The sequence below is a fragment of the Phenylobacterium hankyongense genome (assembly GCF_003254505.1).
GTDB classification, from domain to species: domain Bacteria; phylum Pseudomonadota; class Alphaproteobacteria; order Caulobacterales; family Caulobacteraceae; genus Phenylobacterium; species Phenylobacterium hankyongense.
The window spans coordinates 3,424,109-3,442,574 of record NZ_QFYP01000001.1; the positions used below are offsets into that span (position 1 = coordinate 3,424,109).

General features: G+C 69.5%; 17 protein-coding genes. 5 read left to right on the forward strand and 12 right to left on the reverse strand.

Annotated elements, in window-relative coordinates:
• Positions 1-8: 8 nt before the first annotated feature.
• Positions 9-770: an SDR family NAD(P)-dependent oxidoreductase gene (locus DJ021_RS16485; RefSeq protein ID WP_111458577.1), complete on the forward strand. Its 762-nt coding sequence runs from the start codon at positions 9-11 to the stop codon at positions 768-770.
• On the opposite strand, the gene der is transcribed toward DJ021_RS16485, so the two are convergent.
• The 12 genes from der to DJ021_RS16545 form a co-directional block, all read right to left on the reverse strand.
• Entirely contained in the window at positions 718-2,310 is a 1,593-nt protein-coding gene (gene der, locus DJ021_RS16490; protein WP_111458578.1) for a ribosome biogenesis GTPase Der, read from the reverse strand. The two genes, DJ021_RS16485 and der, sit on opposite strands and share 53 nt — an antisense overlap.
• Positions 2,311-2,333: 23 nt before the next feature.
• Positions 2,334-3,722, reverse strand: coding sequence for a PQQ-like beta-propeller repeat protein (locus DJ021_RS16495; RefSeq protein WP_111458579.1), 1,389 nt, complete (start codon positions 3,720-3,722; stop codon positions 2,334-2,336).
• Positions 3,719-4,492 carry a tetratricopeptide repeat protein gene (locus DJ021_RS16500; RefSeq protein WP_111458580.1) on the reverse strand — a complete coding sequence of 258 codons (774 nt, stop codon included), beginning with the start codon at positions 4,490-4,492 and terminating at the stop codon, positions 3,719-3,721. Before DJ021_RS16500 ends, DJ021_RS16495 begins: the two co-directional genes overlap by 4 nt.
• A 106-nt stretch (positions 4,493-4,598) precedes the next feature.
• On the reverse strand, positions 4,599-5,426 hold the full coding sequence (gene panB, locus DJ021_RS16505) for a 3-methyl-2-oxobutanoate hydroxymethyltransferase (protein ID WP_111458581.1): 828 nt from the start codon (positions 5,424-5,426) through the stop codon (positions 4,599-4,601).
• 3 nt (positions 5,427-5,429) lie between these two features.
• Complete coding sequence (locus DJ021_RS16510; RefSeq protein WP_111458582.1) at positions 5,430-5,807, reverse strand: hypothetical protein; 378 nt, start codon at positions 5,805-5,807, stop codon at positions 5,430-5,432.
• Positions 5,800-6,384: an RNA polymerase sigma factor gene (locus DJ021_RS16515; protein ID WP_111458583.1), complete on the reverse strand. Its 585-nt coding sequence runs from the start codon at positions 6,382-6,384 to the stop codon at positions 5,800-5,802. Before DJ021_RS16515 ends, DJ021_RS16510 begins: the two co-directional genes overlap by 8 nt.
• Before the next feature lie 25 nt (positions 6,385-6,409).
• On the reverse strand, positions 6,410-6,790 hold the full coding sequence (locus tag DJ021_RS16520; RefSeq protein WP_111458584.1) for a DUF6249 domain-containing protein: 381 nt from the start codon (positions 6,788-6,790) through the stop codon (positions 6,410-6,412).
• Between the two features lie 265 nt (positions 6,791-7,055).
• Positions 7,056-7,403, reverse strand: a complete 348-nt coding sequence (locus DJ021_RS16525; protein WP_111459152.1) for an ArsC family reductase — start codon at positions 7,401-7,403, stop codon at positions 7,056-7,058.
• Positions 7,404-7,414: 11 nt separating this feature from the next.
• Complete coding sequence (locus DJ021_RS16530) at positions 7,415-8,233, reverse strand: DUF6065 family protein (RefSeq protein ID WP_207801864.1); 819 nt, start codon at positions 8,231-8,233, stop codon at positions 7,415-7,417.
• A gap of 14 nt (positions 8,234-8,247) precedes the next feature.
• The gene (locus DJ021_RS16535) at positions 8,248-8,943 is read right to left on the reverse strand and encodes a L,D-transpeptidase (protein WP_207801865.1); all 696 of its coding nucleotides are present in this window, start codon (positions 8,941-8,943) and stop codon (positions 8,248-8,250) included.
• A gap of 27 nt (positions 8,944-8,970) precedes the next feature.
• Complete coding sequence (locus DJ021_RS16540; RefSeq protein WP_111458585.1) at positions 8,971-11,385, reverse strand: two-partner secretion domain-containing protein; 2,415 nt, start codon at positions 11,383-11,385, stop codon at positions 8,971-8,973.
• 53 nt (positions 11,386-11,438) lie between these two features.
• Complete coding sequence (locus DJ021_RS16545; RefSeq protein ID WP_243626062.1) at positions 11,439-13,073, reverse strand: ShlB/FhaC/HecB family hemolysin secretion/activation protein; 1,635 nt, start codon at positions 13,071-13,073, stop codon at positions 11,439-11,441.
• Between the two features lie 541 nt (positions 13,074-13,614).
• On the opposite strand from DJ021_RS16545, the gene DJ021_RS16550 reads away from it, so the two are divergent.
• The 4 genes from DJ021_RS16550 to DJ021_RS16565 all read left to right on the forward strand — a co-directional run bounded on the left by DJ021_RS16550 (position 13,615) and on the right by DJ021_RS16565 (position 18,396).
• Positions 13,615-15,210 carry a multicopper oxidase family protein gene (locus DJ021_RS16550; RefSeq protein WP_111458587.1) on the forward strand — a complete coding sequence of 532 codons (1,596 nt, stop codon included), beginning with the start codon at positions 13,615-13,617 and terminating at the stop codon, positions 15,208-15,210.
• On the forward strand, positions 15,194-16,456 hold the full coding sequence (locus tag DJ021_RS16555) for a hypothetical protein (RefSeq protein ID WP_133255044.1): 1,263 nt from the start codon (positions 15,194-15,196) through the stop codon (positions 16,454-16,456). Before DJ021_RS16550 ends, DJ021_RS16555 begins: the two co-directional genes overlap by 17 nt.
• A gap of 180 nt (positions 16,457-16,636) precedes the next feature.
• A complete protein-coding gene (locus DJ021_RS16560; RefSeq protein ID WP_111458589.1) occupies positions 16,637-17,083 on the forward strand; it encodes a DUF2231 domain-containing protein in 447 nt (148 codons plus the stop codon).
• A complete protein-coding gene (locus tag DJ021_RS16565) occupies positions 17,083-18,396 on the forward strand; it encodes a PQQ-dependent sugar dehydrogenase (RefSeq protein ID WP_111458590.1) in 1,314 nt (437 codons plus the stop codon). Before DJ021_RS16560 ends, DJ021_RS16565 begins: the two co-directional genes overlap by 1 nt.
• Positions 18,397-18,466: the final 70 nt, after the last annotated feature.

An 18,466-nucleotide genomic window follows, 5' to 3' on the forward strand; every position in this document is an offset into this window, starting at 1 on the left:
AGCGGCGCATGTCGGACACCTCCTCCTCGCCCCGCCCGCTCGCGGACAAGATCGCCCTCGTCACCGGCGCCAGCCGCGGCATCGGCCGCGCCGCCGCCCTGGCCCTCGCGAACGCCGGCGCCCACGTCGTCGCCGTCGCGCGCACGCAGGGCGGACTGGTGGAGCTGGACGACGAGATCCGCGCCGCCACTGGCCAGCCGGCGACGCTCGTGCCCCTCGACGTCGCCGACGGCGATGCGGTCGATCAGCTCGGATTCGCGATCCACCAGCGGTTCGGCCGCCTGGACGTCCTGGTCCACGCCGCCGGGGTCCTCGGACCCATGACGCCGGTCTCGCACATCGAGCCCAAGCACTGGGACCGGGTGATGGCCGTGAACCTGACCGCCGCCTACCGGCTGATCCGCACGACGGAGCCGCTGCTGCGCGCCTCGACGGCGGGGCGGGCCATCTTCCTCACCTCGGAGCGCGCCACGCAGCCGAAGGCCTTCTGGGGCCTCTACGGGACGACCCAGGCGGGGCTGGAGGCGATCGTCCGGGCCTGGGCCGACGAGCTGGAGCAGACCCCGGTCCGCGCCGTGTTGCTGGATCCGGGCGCGATGCGCACCAAGCTGCGCGCCGAGGCCATGCCCGGCGAGGACCCGCTGACCCTGCCGGAGCCGGCGGAGATCGGGCCGCTGGTAGTCGAGCTGGCGCAGGCCGATCTCGGCCTGCCCACGCTCACCGTGGGCTTCGACGCGTGGAAGTCGGGCGGGACGCTCGCTTCGGCTTGACGCCGGGACGCAGGAGCTTGGCCGCGCGGCCGCGGGGATTGCCCGGCTTGGCCTTGGCGCCCTGCGGCTTGGCCTTGCCGTGCAGCTTGGGCTTGCCCACCGCGCCGGCCTTCGACTTCTCCGCCGCAGCGATCCGCCGCTTGGCCACCAGCCCGGTCTTCGCGCCCGGCGCCGAACGGGTCGGACCGGCCGAGCCGCTCTTCTCCTCGCCCTCGGCGTAGGGGTTCTTGTTCGACTTCACCGTCACCCGGATCGGCACGCCCGGCAGGTCGAAGCTCTCGCGGATCGAGTTGATCAGGTAGCGGCGATAGCTCTCCGGCAGCTGGTCGGCGCGGGTGGCGAACAGCACGAAGGTCGGCGGCCGCGCCTTGGTCTGGGCCATGTACTTGGGCCGCACCCGGCGCCCGCCCACGGCCGGCGGCGGGTGGCGCTCGATGGCCATGTGCAGCCAGTCGTTGAGGTCGCGGGTCTTCACCTTGGTCGACCAGTCGGAATGGACCTTGAAGACGGCGGGCATCAGCTTGTCGAGGCCACGCCCGGTCTCGGCCGACAGCGCGATGATCGGCGCGCCGCGCACCTGCGGCAATTGCCGCTGCGCCTCCTCGATCAGCTCGGCGAGCTTGGCCTGCGGATCCTCGACGAGGTCCCACTTGGCCAGCACGAAGACCAGGCCGCGGCCTTCGCGCTCGACCAGGTCGGCGATCTGCAGGTCCTGGATCTCGAACGGATGGGTGGCGTCCATCACCAGGATGACGATCTCGGCGAAGGTGATCGCCCGGATGCTGTCGTGGGTGGAGAGCTTCTCCAGCTTCTCCTGGACCTTGGCCTTGCGGCGCAGGCCGGCGGTGTCCACCAGCCGCACCGGGCGGCCGCCCCATTCCCAGTCGACCGGGATGGCGTCGCGGGTGATGCCGGCCTCGGGCCCGGTCAGCAGGCGGTCCTCGCCGATCAGCCGGTTCACCAGCGTCGACTTGCCGGCGTTCGGCCGCCCGACGATGGCGATCCGCACGTGTTTTTCGCCGTCGTCGTCGGACTCCGCGTCGGTGTCGGCGCCGACCGCGGTCAGGGCGGCGTAGAGGTCGGCCATCCCCTCGCCGTGCTCGGCGGAGATCGGCACCGGCTCGCCGAGGCCGAGGCCATAGGCCTCCAGGATACCGTTGTCGCCCGCCCTGCCCTCGGCCTTGTTGGCCGCCAGCACCACCGGCTTGTCGCGCTTGCGGAGGATCTCGGCGAACACCTCGTCGAGGGGGGTGACGCCGTCGCGCGCGTCGATGACGAACAGCGAGACGTCGGCCTCGTCGATGGCGAGCTCGGTCTGGGCGCGCATGCGCGATTCCAGGCTCTCGTCGGTGACGTCCTCGAAGCCGGCGGTGTCGATCAGCTCCAGGTCGAGGTCGCCCAGCCGTCCGACGCCGAAGCGGCGGTCGCGGGTGACGCCCGGCTGGTCATCGACGATGGCGAGCTTCTGCCCCGCCAGCCGGTTGAACAAGGTGGACTTGCCGACATTGGGACGGCCGACGATCGCAAGCTTCAACGCCATGGTCGGTCAGCCTATCCCGCGGCTCAGCGCAGCGCGATGAGTTGCGCGGCGTCGGTCACCACATAGACGGTGTTGCCCACGGCGATCGGTCCGATGACGGCCGGGCCGCCGAGTTCGACGCGCTTCTCGATCTCGCCGGTCTTGGCGTTGACCGAGACGAGTTCGCCGGAGGAGCCGGCGATCAGCAGCCGGTTGTTGGCCAGGAGCGGGCTCGACCAGATCGGCCGCAGCGTCTTGTGGCTGCCGATCTTCAGGAAGCCGCCCACGCGCTTCGGCTTGAAGCCCGCGTTGAGGTCGCGGATCCAGTAGACCTGGCCGCTCTCGCGGGCGGCGCAGATCACCTCGCCGGCCTTGGAGACCACGTAGACCACGTCGCCGGCCGGCCAAGGCGTGGTGATGCCCACCACCGGCAAGCTCCAGCGCGCCTGGCCGGTGCGCAGGTCGGTGGCGGCGAACACGCCGGAGTGGCTCACCGCATAGACGTCGCCCTGGTAGATCACCGGGCGGCCGGGAATGTCGCGGATCTCCGACAGCGCGCTGGTGCGGCTGGCCCGCGACAGGGCCTCGTTCCACAGGTCGTTGCCGTTGGAGGAGCGCAGCGCCACCAGTTCGCCGGAGCCGAAGGAGGCGACCACGGTGTCGCCCTGCACCGCGGGGCTCGAAGCCGCCAGGATGCGCGCCGATTCCGACAGCGCCTGGTAGGTCCAGCCCGGCGCGCCGGTCGCGGCGTCGAAGGTCAACAGGGTGTTGTCGAGCGACACCACCAGCACCCGACCGCCGGAGACGTTGGGCGCGGCGTGCATCGGTTGCTCGGTGCGGGTGCGCCAGCCCATGGCGCCGGTGGCGGCGTCGAGCTGCACGACTTCGCGGTAGCCCGACGAGACGTAGAGCTTGCCGTCGGCATAGGCCACGCCGCCGCCGGACCCTTCACGGTCGCGCTTGTTGTCGGTGGGCTTGATGCTGGTGCGCCAGATCTGCGCGCCGCTCTGGGCGTCGTGCGCCGAGACCGTGTCATCGGCGTCCATGACGAAGATCTTGCCGCCGGCGGCGACCGGCGGAGCAGTCAGCTGATAGCCGGCCTTCGAGCCCTGGCCGAAGCCACGGCGCCAGGCGATCGCCAGGTTCGGCGCGGCGTCGACGTGCTCGATGGACTGTTCCGGCGTGCCGCCCGGCAGCGGCCAGTCGGCGACGACAGTCGGGGTCGGCAGGGCGAAGTCGACGCCCTTCAACGCATCGGCGACCTCGAGCTTCTGGTCCGCGGCGACGATGGAGATGCGCTCCCCCTCGCTGGCGGTCTCCTGCGGTCCGGCCTTGCCGTGGAAGGGATTGATCCGGCTGATCGTCGAGCAGCCGCTCGCGCCGACGGCGGCGACCAGGAAGACGGCAAGGAGACTGTTGCGGCGCGACGTCATTGAGGACCGGGGGCTTGCGGTTGGGCTTGCGCGGGCGCCGCACCGGGCGGCATCGCCCCGGGCGCCAGGAGAACGGACGGCGGCAGGGCCGCGGCGGCCCTGGCGGCCGCAGGCACCGCCTTGGCGGAGCCGGAATCGATCAGGTCCTTGGCGGCCGAGGCGCGGGCCCGGGCGCCTTCAGGCGCATCCAGCATGCCGGCGATGATCACGAAGTCGGTCCGCGCCCCCGCCGTATTGCCGGCCATCAGCTTGGCGAACGCCAGCGCCTCGCGGGCCTGGACCCGATAGGGGTGGCCGTCCTTCATCAGCGGGGTCAAGCGCGCCTCCACGTCCTTGTAGGGGGCGGTGTCCAGCAAGGCGAAGGCGGATTTGAGGCGCGCGGCGTCGCCGAGGATGTCGTCCGGCGCGGCCGCGGCGGCCTCGTCGAACAGCTTCACGGCCTCGTCGCGCTTGTTGTCGCGGACCTTGAGCCCGCCGAGCTGCATCAGCGCCAGGGTCTTGTAGCCCTTGGCGGGCGACTTCGCGACCTCGCCCCACAGCTGCACGGCCTGGGCGTCGCGGCCCTGGCCGAAGGCGTCGAGCGCCGTCGAATACTGTTCGGAGGCCTTGTTGGCCGCCTGCTCGCGGTACTTCTCCCAGCCCCAGAAGGCCAGGGCCGCGATCAGCGCGGCGGCGAGCACGGCCAGCACCCAAGGCAGGGCCTTCAGCACAAGCGTCCGGTATCGGTCGGAGCGAAGCTGCTCCTCGACCTCTTCAAACAGATCGGCCACGAATGGGGACTCCGGACTCTTCGGTAGGGGCGTCAGACAGAGGCCGGGAACCTATAGCGCGCCGACCCGCGCCGCAACGCTCCCGGTTCCCGCGGGCCAGATAGGCTCAGACCGCCTTGGCGAAATAGATTTCAGCGGGGCCCGGGAAGCGCCGCTCGCGGACGTCTTCGGCGTAGGCCGCCACCGCGCGGCCGATCTCGCCGCGCAGGTCGGCGTAGCGGCGGACGAACTTCGGGGTCCAGTCGAACAGGCCCAGCATGTCGTCGGTGACCAGGATCTGCCCGTCGCAACCCGACGAGGCGCCGATGCCGATGGTCGGGACCGGGATCGCCTCGGTGATCTCCCGCGCCAGGCCCTCGGCCACGCCTTCGACCACGACGGCGAAGGCCCCCGCCTCGGCGGTGGCCTTGGCGTCCTCCAGGATTCGGCGCCGCTCGTCGCCGGCCTTGCCCTTGGCCTTGAAGCCGCCGTCCACCAGCACCGCCTGCGGGCGCAGGCCCACATGGCCCATCACCGGGATGCCGCGCTTGACCATGTAGTCGATGGTCTCGGCGATGGTCGGGCCGGCCTCGACCTTCACCGCCTGGGCGCCGGTTTCCTTCATCAGCCGCGTGGCGTTGGCGTAGGCGACCTCGGCGGAGCCCTCGTAGGACCCGAACGGCATGTCGATGACCACCATGGCGGTCTTCGATCCGCGCATCACCGCCTGGCCGTGGAGAATCATCATCTCCAGGGTCACGCCGACGGTGTTCGGCAGGCCGTGGACCACCATGCCGACGGAATCGCCGACCAGCAGCAGGTCGCAATGCTCGTCCAGCAGCTCGGCCATGGGGGCGGTGTAGGCCGTCAGGCAGACCACCGGCGTTTTGCCCTTGCGGGCCCGGACGTCCGGCGCGGCGAGGCGTCTGACCGCCTCCTGGCGATGGGATGACAAGGCTCAGATCTCCTCGATCACGCGGGTCAGCACAAAGCCCATCATCAGCACGGCCAGCCCGACGGCGATCCACACCACGCCGCCGCCGGCCGACAGCGACGACAGCCATTCGGCCCGGGGCTTCATCTCGCTCAGCCCGGTGGAAAGCAGGCGCACCGAGCTCTCGGCCGATTCCACCCGCTGGTAGACGTTGGACACGATCAGCTGGCTGGCGCCGATGACCCCGCCGCACACGCCGGCCGCGCCGATCAGCCAGCGGCGCGTGTTCCAGCCGCGATCGAGCCGGCGCTCCACGCGCTCGGCGAAACCGTCGGCGTCGGGCAACTCAGGCCCCTCGGCGAAGAAGCGTTCAAGGCGGCGTTCGAATTCGACCTCAGCCATTGCCGCGCCTCCCTTCCAGAGCAGCGCCGTCGGTCGGCGCCAGTCGCGTTCTGAGCTTTTCCAGACCACGTTTGACATGCGATTTGACCGTTCCAAGCGGCAGGTTCAAGGCCTCGGCCGCCTCGGCGTGGGACAGCCCTGCGCCGAAGCAGAGCGATACGCAAAGCCGTTCGGCCGGCGCGAGCGATTTCAGCCCCTCGTCCAGGTCGATCGCCGCGTCGGCGTCGCCGGTCCGGACCTCGACCTCGTCCTCCGCGCCCTCGAAGGCGAATGCGCCCAACCGGCGCTCCCGCTGCAGCCGGCGCAGATAGAGCCGGGCGGCGATCCGCTTCACCCAGCCCGCGAACGTGCCCTCGCCGCGGAATTCGGCGATGCGTTCGAAGGCGGCCAGGAAGGCGTCCTGCGCCACGTCGTCGGCTTCGGAAGCCTGCGCGCCCATCCGGCGCAGCAGCCCTCTGACGGTCGAGCCGTGCCGACGCACCAGCTCGCCGAAGGCTCGCCGTTCGCCCGTCGCGGCGTGGGCGCAGAGCTCCACGTCGTGCAGGCTGGCGAACCGTAAGTTTCTTGAGCCCGGCATGGGCTGTTCCCCCGGCTAGCCCAGTCTACTTGCGGTCTCGATTGAGGAAGGAAATTACGATGAACGCCAGGCCGATGAAGGCCGGGAAGGCGGCGATGCCGATCAGCGGATAGGTGGCGTCGGGTTCGTCGAAGCTCAGCGCCACGCCGAGCGCCGCCATGCCGATGCCGACTCCCAGCCAGATGATCCCGGTCCGCAGGTCGCGGCTCGACGACGGCAGGGTGCGGTCCGGCTTCACGTCGGTGGTCATGGCCGCGACCACTTCCGGCGGCAGCGGTTGGCCCTTCTCGATCGCCGCGCGCAGGGTGTCCTGCAGCTTCTGGCGTTCGAGGCTCTTGAAGTAACGCGGCGCGATGACGATCGCTGCGATCATCGCGAACAGGGTGATGGGGATCAGTATTTCCATTTAATCTTCTCCTCTCGAAGTTGCGCGGACGGTTCAGCCCGTTCCTGATAGCAAAGAGGCGCCCGGCCCGCCTGATAGATGCAGTCGGGCCCATGAATTCTTCGTCATGATTTGGGACGAGACGCCACGGCTTTGAGGCGGGCCGGCCGCAGTCTCCGCGCGCATCACGGGGCGCAGGCGCGGTCGGGCCGCCGCCCCAACGACTGCGGATCAAGGTAACATGGGTCAGCGAGTGGACCCAGGGACGGATGGCCTGGGGAGACGGCTAGGGAAACGTCGCCGCGTAGATCTCGGGCTTGAAGCCGACGACCAGGGCGCCATCGGCCTCCAGCACCGGCCGTTTGATCATCGACGGCTGGGCCAGCATCAGGGCGATGGCCTTGTCCTGGGTGAGGCGCGCCTTGTCGGCGTCAGGCAGCTTGCGGAACGTCGTCCCCGCGCGGTTCAGCAGCGTTTCCCAGCCGATCTGCCCGGCCCAGAGTTCCAGGCGCGCAGGGTCTATGCCCTGCGTCTTGTAGTCATGGAAGGCGTAGGCGACGCCATGCTGGTCGAGCCAGGTCCAGGCCTTCTTCATCGTGTCGCAGTTGCGGATTCCGTAGAGGGTCGCGGCCACCGTGCTCACTTTCACTCGGCGGAGTCGGGATCCGCGCTGTTCCTCACCGGGCAGGCCGGCGCGACCGCGGCAGGCGCGCCGGTCCACCCCGAGGCGTCGGGCGCGAACGGCTGGGCGCGCACCTTGGTGCGGTGGTCGTCTACATGGCTGCAGCCGCTGGCGTCGACCCCGCGATAGTAGTGCTTCTGCCATTTGTCGGCCGGCTTCTGCGGCGGATTGCGGACCATCTCCTCGTGGAACGCCTCCCGCGACTGGCTCCAGCCGTAGAACGCCGCCTGCAGTTCCGGCGCCGAATCGAGCGGGGCGAACCGCGGCTGGAAGGATTCCAGCGCCGCGCGCTGCACGGGAAACAGGAAGGCGATCGGCTCGTCGGCCTCGAACCGCACGCGATGGTGCGGCCGCGTGAAGCGCCAGTTCATGGTGAAGGTGAACGGCGACCAGTCCGTCTCGACCAGGCCCGACAGGGCGAAGAGGCCATCCTTCGGCTGGTTGGGCGGGCCGCCAACCCACAGGTTCCACCCCGGCGGCGTGCGGAACAGGCCCGCCAGGTGGAAGGTGAGCACCCCCTGCCCGAAGATCGACACGGGCGCGGTCACCGGATCGGCCTGCCCTTCGACCTGGATCTTCACGGCCTCGACGCCCGACCCGCCATCCCACCAGGCTTCCAGGGCGGTCGGGGTGGCCACCTCCCAGCCGTGGGCGTTGGCGATGCTGAGCGGCAGGCAGCGGTAGGCGAAGGACTCCGGCGTGTCGTCCATCCAACTGCGTTGCGCGCTCGCGGGGCGGACCAGTGGCCGCCAGCCCGGATGCAGATAGCAGATGAGTTCCATCGCGGGCCGCTCCGTCATTGCGCCGGCGCCGCGGAGGTCACCTCCGTCCGGCCGTGCGCGTCGGCGCGATAGCCCGGAAATACGCTCCGGATCGGGCGGATCTCCGGCAGGATGTAGACGATCCCGTTCGTGCCTGTGAAAGCCGGCCGCACCACCGTGTCGTAGAACCTGGCCGGGACATTGATGCAGCCGTAGGAGATCCGGTTGTCCAGGGTCGACGGGGTCGCCAGCCGCTGCAGCCGACGCTCCTTGGAATTGCTGGTGATCACGCGGTGCAGGGAGATCGCCGCCGCATAGTCCACCCAGACGATGTCCTTCTCGCCAAGGTCGTTCCCTATGGAGGCGACGAACCGGCCGGCCGGGGTGGTGCGCTCCTCCGGCCGGATGGTCGAGAGCTTGCGATCGCCGATCCCGGGCACGGAATCATCGCCGCGCGCCGCGCCGAGAAGCACAGGCGATGTGCCCCGAAGCCGCCCGTCCGGATAGAAGACGAAGACCCTCGCGCCCACCTTGTCGACGAGCACGAAGGGCAGTCCGTGACTGTCGCCCGAGGCATTCACCCAGCCCGCGACCTGCCGCACGTCGTTCGACATCGGCGCGGGGCCGGGGTCGGCGCGGCCGGGCGGCCGGGCGGCGGCGGCCGCCGCCGAGGCCACGCCGGCCGACAGCAGGCCAAGGCAGAGGATCAGCGCCCTCGTGCTCTCACGCATGTCTGAAGCTCCGTTCCCCGCCTACGGCTAGTTGCGGTCCTGCTTGCGAGGGTAGACCGGGGCCACGTAGGGCGCAGGCGTCGGCGCGGGGGTCGGCTGAACTTCCGCCACCACCGGGATCGGCTGCCGCTCGGCCACCAGCACGACCGGCATCTTCACGCCGCCGCCGAGGACGGCGAGGGTCAGGCCGGCGGGCGCCACCACTACCAACGGCAGGGACTCGGGGCTTGAAGGCGTCCAGACCGCCGGCGTCGCGACCGGCGTGGGGGTCGGAGTAGGCGTGGGCGTCGGGGTTGGCGTAGGCGTTGGGGTGGGAGTCGGTGTCGGAGTAGGAGTCGGTGTCGGAGTAGGCGTCGGTGTCGGCGTGGGCGTAGGCGTGGGCGTGGGCGTAGGCGTCGGCGTCGGGGTGGGGGTCGGCGTCGGGGTGGGCGTCGGCGTGGCCGCGCTTATGGTCCCGGTGGTGCGGAAGGTGGGGGTGCAGCAGGCGACCGCCAGCGCATAGGCGCCGGCATTGGCGCCCCCGAGGGTATATCCGCTGTAGGTGACCCCGACGTTCGTCCCGACCGCCGAGCTGTCGAACACCGCCGTGCTTCCGGCGCCGGAGACCAGGGTGACGCCGGCCGGCAGGCCGCTGGCCGCGGTGCTGTTGAAGGACGTGAGGGTCGTCGACGTGCCGCCGTCGAAGGCCTTGCTGCCGTTCGGGAACACCAACATGTGCTGGGTCAGCGAGGCCCCGCCCGTCAGCGTGAAGTGACCCGAATAGTTGGTCGGGGTCGCGTACGAGGGCGGGTTGTAGTTGATGGTGACCGGCGCGTTCGGCCCCGTGACCACGACGGGCGGGGCCAGCGGCGCAAAGATCACCGTGCCGCCGGCGACTCCAGGTCCCGTGCCGGCATAGCCGGCGATCAGCACCATACCGGTCGTCAGGCCGAGGCTCTGGGCCGGAATGCTGCTGCCGCGGGTCAAGGTGACTGCGGAGGCGATGTTGAGGTCCAGGCCGGCGCAGATGGTGATGTTGCCGTCGGTCGTCGTCAGGCCGCCGCCCGCGTTCAGGAAGACATTTCGTCCGGCGCTCAGCAGGACGCTGCCGTTGGTGGTGGTGATGGCCGCATTCACGTTGGCGTCGCGGCCGCAACAGACCACGACGTTGCCGTTCGTGGCGGTGATCGCCCTGTTCACGTTCACGTCCCGATCCGCATTCAAGGTCAGGGTCGTGGTGCTCGGCGTCGCGGTCCAGCTGACCGCCTCGTTGACGTTGATGTCGCCGTTGCCGGGGCTGGCCGTATGAAGACCGCTCACGGGCGGCGTTCCGGCCACCGTTGTGTTGGCGCCGGTGGTCGTGCTGATCGTGACGCTGTTGGTCACCAGCAGCGCGGACAGCGTCGCTCCGGAGATGTTGCCGCCGGCCGCGATGGTGAAGTCCTGCGGGTCGATCAGCCAGCTACCCGTGCGCCCCAGGGGGGCCGCGGTGGTGATCTTTGCGGTGTCGGAGATGTTGACGGTCGCCGCCGAGGTCTCGATGGCCCCGCCGTCGCCGCCGTTCGGCGCGCTGGCGTCGAGGGCGCCGCCGACGTTCGCCACGCCGCTCTGCATGTCTCCCATCAGGCTGATCGAGCCGTTGCGGCTCCCGAGGCTGCGCGCCTCGATCACCCCGGTGTTGTTGACCGCCGTGCGCAGAAGCGCGCCGGCGGAGCGCGCGGTCATCAGCACGCGGCCGCCGTCGGCGCTGATCAGGCCGCCGTTCTCGGCCAGGGCGTTCAGCGCGCCCTCGTTGACCGTGACGTTGAGCAGGCCGTCGCCGGCCACGTCGAGCGTCATGGCGGCGCCCGCCGCCAGCGACACGGAGCCCAGCCGGGCCGAGATCACGCCCTGATTGCTGACGTGGGCGCCCAGCAGCGCCACCGAGCCGCCGTCGGCGACGATGGAGCCCTGGTTGACGACCGAACCCGGGCCCGCTCCGGAGAACCGGTACTGGCCGGCCATGAAGTCGGCGTCCTTGATCTGCACGGTCGAGGCGACGAGGCCGCCGACGTTCACCTGCGAGCCGGCCCCGAACAGCACGCCGTTGGGGTTGACCAGGAACACCTGTCCGTTGGCCGAGAGCCGGCCGAGGATGGTGGAGGGGTCGGAGCCCAGCACGCGGTTGAGCGCCACCGAACTGGCGCTGGGCTGCACGAACTGGACGGACTCGCCCTGCCCGATGCTAAAGCCCTGCCAGTTGATCGCCGCGTTCTGGCTCGACTGGTTGATGGTCAGGCCGCCGGGCGTGCCGGCGATGGTCGCCTGGCCGGCCACGACGACACCGTCGGTCGGCAGGGCGTAGGCGCCGGAGGCGAATGCAAGGGCCAGCGAGCCCGCGAGGGCGGAAGAGGCCGCGAGCCAGGCCCGCCCGCCGGTGGTCCTGCGGCCTGGCGAGGCCGTCGTGCGAAGATTGGCGATCATGAAAGCGATCCTTTGGGCTGAAGGCGAAGCTGCGGTGCGTGCTGACGCCGCCATCAGAAGAATTTCGAGACCTGGACCCAGAGACGGCCGGAGCGGTCGGGGGCCGAGGTGGCGGGCTCGTCGCCGAGCTTGAAGGCGTAGGAGACCTTGATCACGAGGTTGCTGGCGTCCGCCCAGGTCAGGCCGACACCGGCGGCGCTGAGGTCGCGGTGGTTGGGGCCGGCGGCCCACGGGTTCTTGTTCAGGGTGATGGAGCCCTGGTCGGCGAAGGCCACGGCCGTCAGCTGCCCGCCGGTGTGTTCGGAGAGCTGCGCCAGCCTCAGCCGCGCCTCCAGGGTGGCGATATAGCCCTGGTCGCCGTAGGCCTCGCCTTCGGGATAGGCCCGGACGCCGTAGGCGCCGCCCAGCTCCATCTTCTCCGAGGAGTCGAGGTTCTTCGAGGCCAGTTGCCCCCGCACCTCGCCATAGAGCGAGAGCGGTCCGCCCAGCTCCTGCAGGCGGGCGACGTCGAAAGTGACCTTGTTGTAGGAGCCGTTGGTGCGGGCGGTGGCGGCGTCGAGCGCCCTCACCAGAGGGGTTTTGATATCGAGGTCGCCCATCCCCCAGTTGACCGAATAGGACGTCCAGGCGCCGCCCCACAGCCGGTCCCGATGGTCGCCCGCCAGGCCGAGGTTGAACACCCGGGCGTCCCGCTCCGAGACCGAGGAGGTCGCGCCGGTCTTGTCCTCGAACCGCTTGGCGTCGAAGTCCGCCAGGCCGTACAGGTTGTTGTCATGCGAGCGGATCAGCGGATAGCTGCCGTAGATGCTGGCGATGTCCGCCGTGCCCCGGGCGTGCAGGGCCGAAAACTCCCGTCCGAGCCGGTAGTCCAGGTGGGCGTAGGCCACCCCCACCGTCGCGTTCTGGATCCGCGCCTGATAGGAGCCGCGCACATAGTTGAGGCCGGAGCCGGCGGTCAGGACGCGCAGGCTGGCCACGTCGCCGTGGCCGATAAGCTCGTTGAAGTTCACCGTTCCGCCGCCGCGGTACTCGCCCGTGTAGCGGTTGCCGGCGTTGTCGGCTTCGAGGCTGCCGGTGATCCGCCGACCGGGCGCCAGATCGACCAGCAGGTCGGAGGTTCCCACCGCCTCGCCCGGCGTCAGGGTGGACTTCACCGCCACACCGGGAAGGTCGGACAGCAGCAGCAGCCGTCGCTCCAGCGGCGCCGTGGCGACGATGTCCCCCGGCTCCAGTCCGGCGAGGACGCTATGCGCCAGATGGTCCGAGACGTTGGTCTGGTTGTTCAGCCCGACCTTGCCGTAACGGCCCTCGATGACCGCGATGGTCACGGCCCCGTTCTGGACGTCCTGGGCCGGCACGTAGGCTTGCGCCACGAAGTAGCCGTGCCGGTTGTAGAAGTCCGAGATCCGCGCGGCCATCGTCCGCAGGTCGGCCAGGTCCAGCTCGCTGCCCGGTCGGAACCCTGCCGCTGCGATCAGCTCGGCTTCGGTGAACCGGGTCTCGCCCGTCACGTGAAGCGAACTGACCACGATCCGGGCTCCCGCTTCGCCCGGGCTGGCGGGAGGCTGGCCGCGCTCGATGCGCATGTCGGGGATGGATTTCGGCTGCGCGGGAGCCGGAGGGATCTGCTGGATCTGACCTCCGGCGCCGACCGGTTGGGCGAACGCGCTGGTGCCAGCCGCCAGCATGGCGACTGCCAATAAAGATCGCTTTATCATTTAACTGCCCCAAGCTCATGGCAGACGTCGATAGACGGCCGACCGGCGAGCTCATGTTTTCACGTACGGTAACGCTTGTTCTTGTCTAAACGTTCCGCGGAAAATCTATTAAATGTTGTATCAGATTTATTCGCAACCGACGCGGTTATCTTTTGCCAAATCCCTGCGGCATTCTGTCAAATCTCGATGACAAGAAATAGACGCCCCCAGAACACCGGCGCCATGACCGGCGCGGCCCTCTCCTGTCGGAACGCCATGACCGGCTTGGCGGGGTTCTTCACAGCGCACGGACCTCATCGCGCACCGGTTCCGGGGCCTCAGCGGCGCCGCAGAGTTCGCCGCTCGCAACGAATTTTCGAACATTTCGGCAGCATCGCGGGGCTCGTCATGGTGGCGTAACTTGCCAGGGCGCCTTACCGAGACCGGGTCAGCGCCCCCGCTTCAGCGAACCCAACGAGGCGATCGGCTCTGACGGGGTTACGCTCGCGCCGCCTGCACGGGAGTCGTTGAATTGAAGGTCCTCATATCGTCGGCGCTCCTCGCGGTCGTCCTCGCTTGCGGCGGGCTCGACCGGGCCTGCGCCGGACAGTTCGATACGCTCCTCGGCATCCGGACCAACCCGTCGGCCAGCGACGCCACGGCGCCGCTGACCACGCCGCTCGAGTACCGCAGCCAGAACGGCGAGTTGAACGTCACCCTGGAAGCGCGCGAGACGCCGGTCAGACTCGGCAAGGACCTGATCCACGGGGCCACCTACAACGGCGTCTATGGCGGACCGGTGCTGCGGCTGAACCCGGGCGACGTGCTGCACCTGCGGCTGATCAACCACCTGCCGCAGGCCACCAACATGCATTTCCATGGCCTGGCCGTCTCGCCGCAAGGTCATGGCGACAACGCCATGCACATGGTGGGGCCCGGCGAGACCTGGGACTACGTCATCCCGATCCCGAAAGACCACCCGCCGGGGGTCTACTGGTTCCACACCCATGCCCACAGCTTCGCCGAGCGTCAGCTGATGGGCGGGCTGAGCGGCACGCTGGTGATCGAGGGCTTCCAGGACGAGGTGCCGGCGACCAAGCCGCTGAAGGAGCGGCTGTTCGCCCTCAAGGAGTTCTCGCCCAACCCCAAGGGCGACCTCAATCGGGTCCCCAAGCCCTTCAACCGCGACATCAAGACCATCAACGGCCAGCTGATGCCGCGGGTCGACATCCAGCCCGGCGAGACCCAGCTCTGGCGGTTCAGCGACCAGACTGCGAACACCTACTTCCGCCTGCGGCTGGAGGGACACGACTTCACCGTCGTCGGCCGCGACTCGCAACCCGTCGTGCAGCCCGAGCGCGTCCAGGAGCTGATGATCGGTCCCAGCCAGCGCGCCGACGTGCTGGTCACGGCGGGCCCGGCCGGGCCTTACAAGCTGATTTCGGAGACGACCTCGACGGGTCCGGTGGGCGACATCTTCCCGGCCCAGAACATGGCCCTGATGGTCTCCGCCCGCGATCCGGCGCGGCCGCCGCCGGCGCCGCTGGGTCCGATCGAGGTTTCACAGACCGCGACGAAGCCCATTCCCGGCGACCGGATCGACGCGCAGCGCACGATCATCTTTTCCGAAGACCCGGTGACCGGCCTGTTCTTCATCAACCACGCGACCTTCGATCACACGCGGGTGGACCTCAAGGTGCCCCTGGGCTCGATCGAGGAATGGACGGTCCGCAACGCCTCCGAGGAGCTGCACACCTTCCACATCCACCAGGTCAAGTTCCAGGTGATCAGCCTCAACGGCAAGCCGGTTCCGTTCGACGGACTGGTCGACACCGTGAACGTGCCGATCCACGGCGAGCTGAAGATCCGGCTGGCCTTCACCGATCCGAAGATCGTCGGCCGCTTCATGTATCACTGCCACATCCTCGAGCATGAGGACAAAGGCATGATGGCGCAGATCGAGGTCTACGATCCGAAGGTCGGGCCGATGCCGGACGGGGACATGGACATGAGCATGCCCGGGATGGACCACCGGGGCGCCGGCGCGGATCGCGCCTCACCGGTGGCAGCTGCCGACATGCCGGCCTCGGCGACCGACAGGGAGAACGCCCATGCCTCGCAGCACTGAGCGGCGACCGCATTTGCGCGGGCTCCTGGCCGCGGTGGCGCTGGCCTTCCTGGCGGCGGCTCCGGCCGCCATGGCGCAGTCGGCGGCCATCATCCAGCAGGCCCGCGCCACCGGGCAGACCGCGTCCGGACCGCCAGGCGCCGACGAGGGGATGGGCGCCTGGCCCAAGATCCAGTTCGAGACCATCGCCACGCTCGAATATGGGTCGGTCCAGCCCGACAGCGGTCCCAACCGCGGCCCGGACGCCCGGCTATGGTTCGACTCCACCTTCCTGGCCCAGATCAGCGACGAGCTTTCCGTCGACGGCCTCTTTCAGTTCAAGCCCCGCCAGCCGCTTTCCGCCAGCGACCCGAACGGCAACCTGTTCATCAACCAGGCTCCGGCCCGCCGCGAGGGCGGCAAGATGAAGGAGCTCTACGTCCGCTACGGCGACTACCGGGTCGGCAAGTTCGTGCAGGACTTCGGACGCGCCTACGCCCTGCTGCCGGGCTTCCAGGCGCAGGACCTGGTCGCCGAGTCCGAGCAGGGATACGAGCCCACGGAGATGATCGGCGTCGAGCGGATCCACGTCTTCAAAGACGAGGACGGCGGTTGGCGGCAGCTTTCGGTCTCGGCCTTCATGGTCGACCGGACCTTCCTGCACGAGAGCTTCCCGTACAACGAGGGCATCATCCACTACAAAGACGGCGGGGTCGGCAACACGCGCTGGCCCGAGAACGTGATGGTGACCTGGGACGTCCTGAACAAGCCCGTCGGGCACTGGGCGCACATGAACTACCAGGCCAGCGTCATCCGATGGGGCAAGACCTACGGCGGACAGCGGGGCGAGGTCTGGACCACGCTGGGCGCGGACCTCAGCATGCCGGTCCACGGCTCGGTCGACGACACCTTGCGCGGGCGCTACAGCCAGGTTCGCCTGTATGTCGAGGCGGCCCGCCGCGACAACTTCGAGGGGATGCCCGGCCGGGCGCGGGACTTCCTCAGCGCCTCGGCGCAATACATGGACGGACCCTGGATCCTCGACCTGACGACCACTCAGCGCTGGACCACCGACCGCATCGATCCCCTGCAGAAGGACGAGCTGTACGCGGCCAGTATCGGCTACACCCTGCCCTCGCGAACCGTCGTCAGTCTTAGCGCGGCCCAGGAGACGGTGGCCGGCCGCTCGGGCGCCTACCTGGGCCTGGTGCTGACCCAGACGCTCACCACCTGCAGCACGTGTTTGGCCCGGGCGTCCTACTATTGATCACAGGGCGACGCCGGCGTTTCGTTGTCGTTATCGCCGCGGTGCGGCGTCGGAAGACCGGAGAGGCAGGCGCCGCCAGCGCTCGCCTCACAGGAAATTAAGGTCGCATCACGCTCGCCGACAACTCGATCGTAGAGCGTGGCGCCGTTGGCGGCCTCGATCTGGCGCCGAGGAGAGGACATGGCCGAGAGCCGTCACGCAATACAGCCGTCGCACCTGCTGCACCCCCGCCTGGTCGCGCCCGGCGCCGCCCTCCTGATCGCGGCCTTCGCCACCGACGTCATCTACTGGCGGACGCTGCTCTTCCAGTGGAACAACTTCTCCATCTGGCTGCTCGCGACAGGCCTGGTCCTGGCGGCCCTCGCCGGCCTGGCCCTCCTGCTGGACGTCGCGCGGCGACGCATCGACGCGATGGCCTGGGGCCGCTTCGCCGGCTTCACCGTCGTGGCCCTGCTTTCGCTGCTGAACGCCTTCGTCCACAGCCGCGACGCCTACACGGCCGTGGTGCCGGAAGGGCTCGAGCTTTCGGCGCTGGTCACCGTGATCCTCCTCGTCCTCGGCTGGCGCGGCTGGAGCCTCGGCTCCGTCCGCCACGCCCATCCCTCCCAGCCTGGGGAAGCCGCCTGATGAGCTCGATCTCCCTTCGCGCGGGCTGCGCGCTCGCAGCACTCCTGACGTTGCAGGCCTGCGGCCAGAAAATCGCGGACCCGAGCACGCAATATGGCGCGCATCCTCAACTGCCCGCGCCGCACCAATACCTCATGCCGCCGATGCGGGTCCCGCCGGGGTCGGGTTGGAGCAAGGGCCAGACGCCGGTCGTGCCGGCCGGGTTGCAGATCAGGGCGTTCGCGACCGGCTTCAAGCATCCGCGGTCCGTCTACAGCCTGCCGAACGGCGACGTCCTGGTCGTCGAGTCCAACGGCCCGAAATCGCCGATCTACCGGCCGAAGGACTATGTGGAGGGCAAGGTGAAGGCCCTGGCGGGCTCCGCGGCCCCCGCCGGCAACCGCATCATCCTCCTGCGGGACACCAACGGCGATGGGGTCGCGGACCTGCGCACCGTCTTCATCGACCACCTGAACTCGCCGTTCGGCCTCGTGCTGGTGGGCAGCGACCTCTACGTCGCCGCCACCGACGCGATCCTGAAATTCCCCTACGCGCCAGGCGAGACGCACATCACTGCGCCGGGGGTGAAGATCACCGACCTTCCGGCCGGGCCGATCAACCACCACTGGACCAAGAGCCTGACGGCCAGCCCGGACGGATCGAAGCTCTATGTGGGCGTCGGCTCCAACAGCAACATCACCGAGAACGGGCTGGCCGTGGAACTGGGCCGCGCCGCGATCTGGGAGGTCGACCGCGCCACGGGGCTGAAGCGCATCTTCGCCTCGGGCACACGCAATCCCACCGGCGTGGCCTTCGAGCCGCAGACCGGCAAGCTCTGGGCGATCGTCAACGAGCGCGACGAGATCGGCCCGAACCTCGTCCCGGATTATCTGACGTCGGTAAAGGAGAACGGCTTCTACGGCTGGCCCTACAGCTATTTCGGCCCGCACGTGGACGTACGCGTGCAGCCGGGGCGGCCGGACCTGGTCGCCAAAGCCATCGCGCCGGACTACGCGTTGAGCTCCCACGTCGCCCCGCTCGGCATGGTCTTCACCGCGGCCTCCAGCCTGCCGGCCTATCGCAGCGGCGTCTTCGTGGGCGAGCATGGCAGCTGGGACCGCAGCCCCCTGAACGGCTACAAGGTGGTCTATGTGCCGTTCCGCGACGGCCGCCCGAGCGGGCCGCCGCAGGACGTGGTGACGGGCTTCCTCAGCGCCGACGGCGCACACTCCAGGGGCCGGCCGGTGGGCGTCACGCTGGACCACACCGGGGCGCTGCTGATCGCCGACGATGTCGGCAACGTGGTGTGGCGCGTCAGCCCGGCGGGGGCCTGACCCAGCCGGGGTCTCGTGCGCGCCTCATTCCCACTTGATCGGCCCGCCTCCAGGCCGAACTGAGCCTGGA

Excerpts from the sequence above, each read along its gene's own strand:
- DJ021_RS16485 (WP_111458577.1), top strand. The coding sequence starts at position 9 with ATGTCGGACACCTCCTCCTCGCCCCGCCCGCTCGCGGACAAGATCGCC.
- der (WP_111458578.1), bottom strand. The coding sequence starts at position 2,310 with ATGGCGTTGAAGCTTGCGATCGTCGGCCGTCCCAATGTCGGCAAGTCC.
- DJ021_RS16495 (WP_111458579.1), bottom strand. The coding sequence starts at position 3,722 with ATGACGTCGCGCCGCAACAGTCTCCTTGCCGTCTTCCTGGTCGCCGCC.
- DJ021_RS16510 (WP_111458582.1), bottom strand. The coding sequence starts at position 5,807 with ATGGCTGAGGTCGAATTCGAACGCCGCCTTGAACGCTTCTTCGCCGAG.
- DJ021_RS16515 (WP_111458583.1), bottom strand. The coding sequence starts at position 6,384 with ATGCCGGGCTCAAGAAACTTACGGTTCGCCAGCCTGCACGACGTGGAG.
- DJ021_RS16520 (WP_111458584.1), bottom strand. The coding sequence starts at position 6,790 with ATGGAAATACTGATCCCCATCACCCTGTTCGCGATGATCGCAGCGATC.
- DJ021_RS16530 (WP_207801864.1), bottom strand. The coding sequence starts at position 8,233 with ATGGAACTCATCTGCTATCTGCATCCGGGCTGGCGGCCACTGGTCCGC.
- DJ021_RS16535 (WP_207801865.1), bottom strand. The coding sequence starts at position 8,943 with ATGCGTGAGAGCACGAGGGCGCTGATCCTCTGCCTTGGCCTGCTGTCG.
- DJ021_RS16540 (WP_111458585.1), bottom strand. The coding sequence starts at position 11,385 with ATGATCGCCAATCTTCGCACGACGGCCTCGCCAGGCCGCAGGACCACC.
- DJ021_RS16545 (WP_243626062.1), bottom strand. The coding sequence starts at position 13,073 with ATGCTGGCGGCTGGCACCAGCGCGTTCGCCCAACCGGTCGGCGCCGGA.
- DJ021_RS16555 (WP_133255044.1), top strand. The coding sequence starts at position 15,194 with ATGCCTCGCAGCACTGAGCGGCGACCGCATTTGCGCGGGCTCCTGGCC.
- DJ021_RS16560 (WP_111458589.1), top strand. The coding sequence starts at position 16,637 with ATGGCCGAGAGCCGTCACGCAATACAGCCGTCGCACCTGCTGCACCCC.
- DJ021_RS16565 (WP_111458590.1), top strand. The coding sequence starts at position 17,083 with ATGAGCTCGATCTCCCTTCGCGCGGGCTGCGCGCTCGCAGCACTCCTG.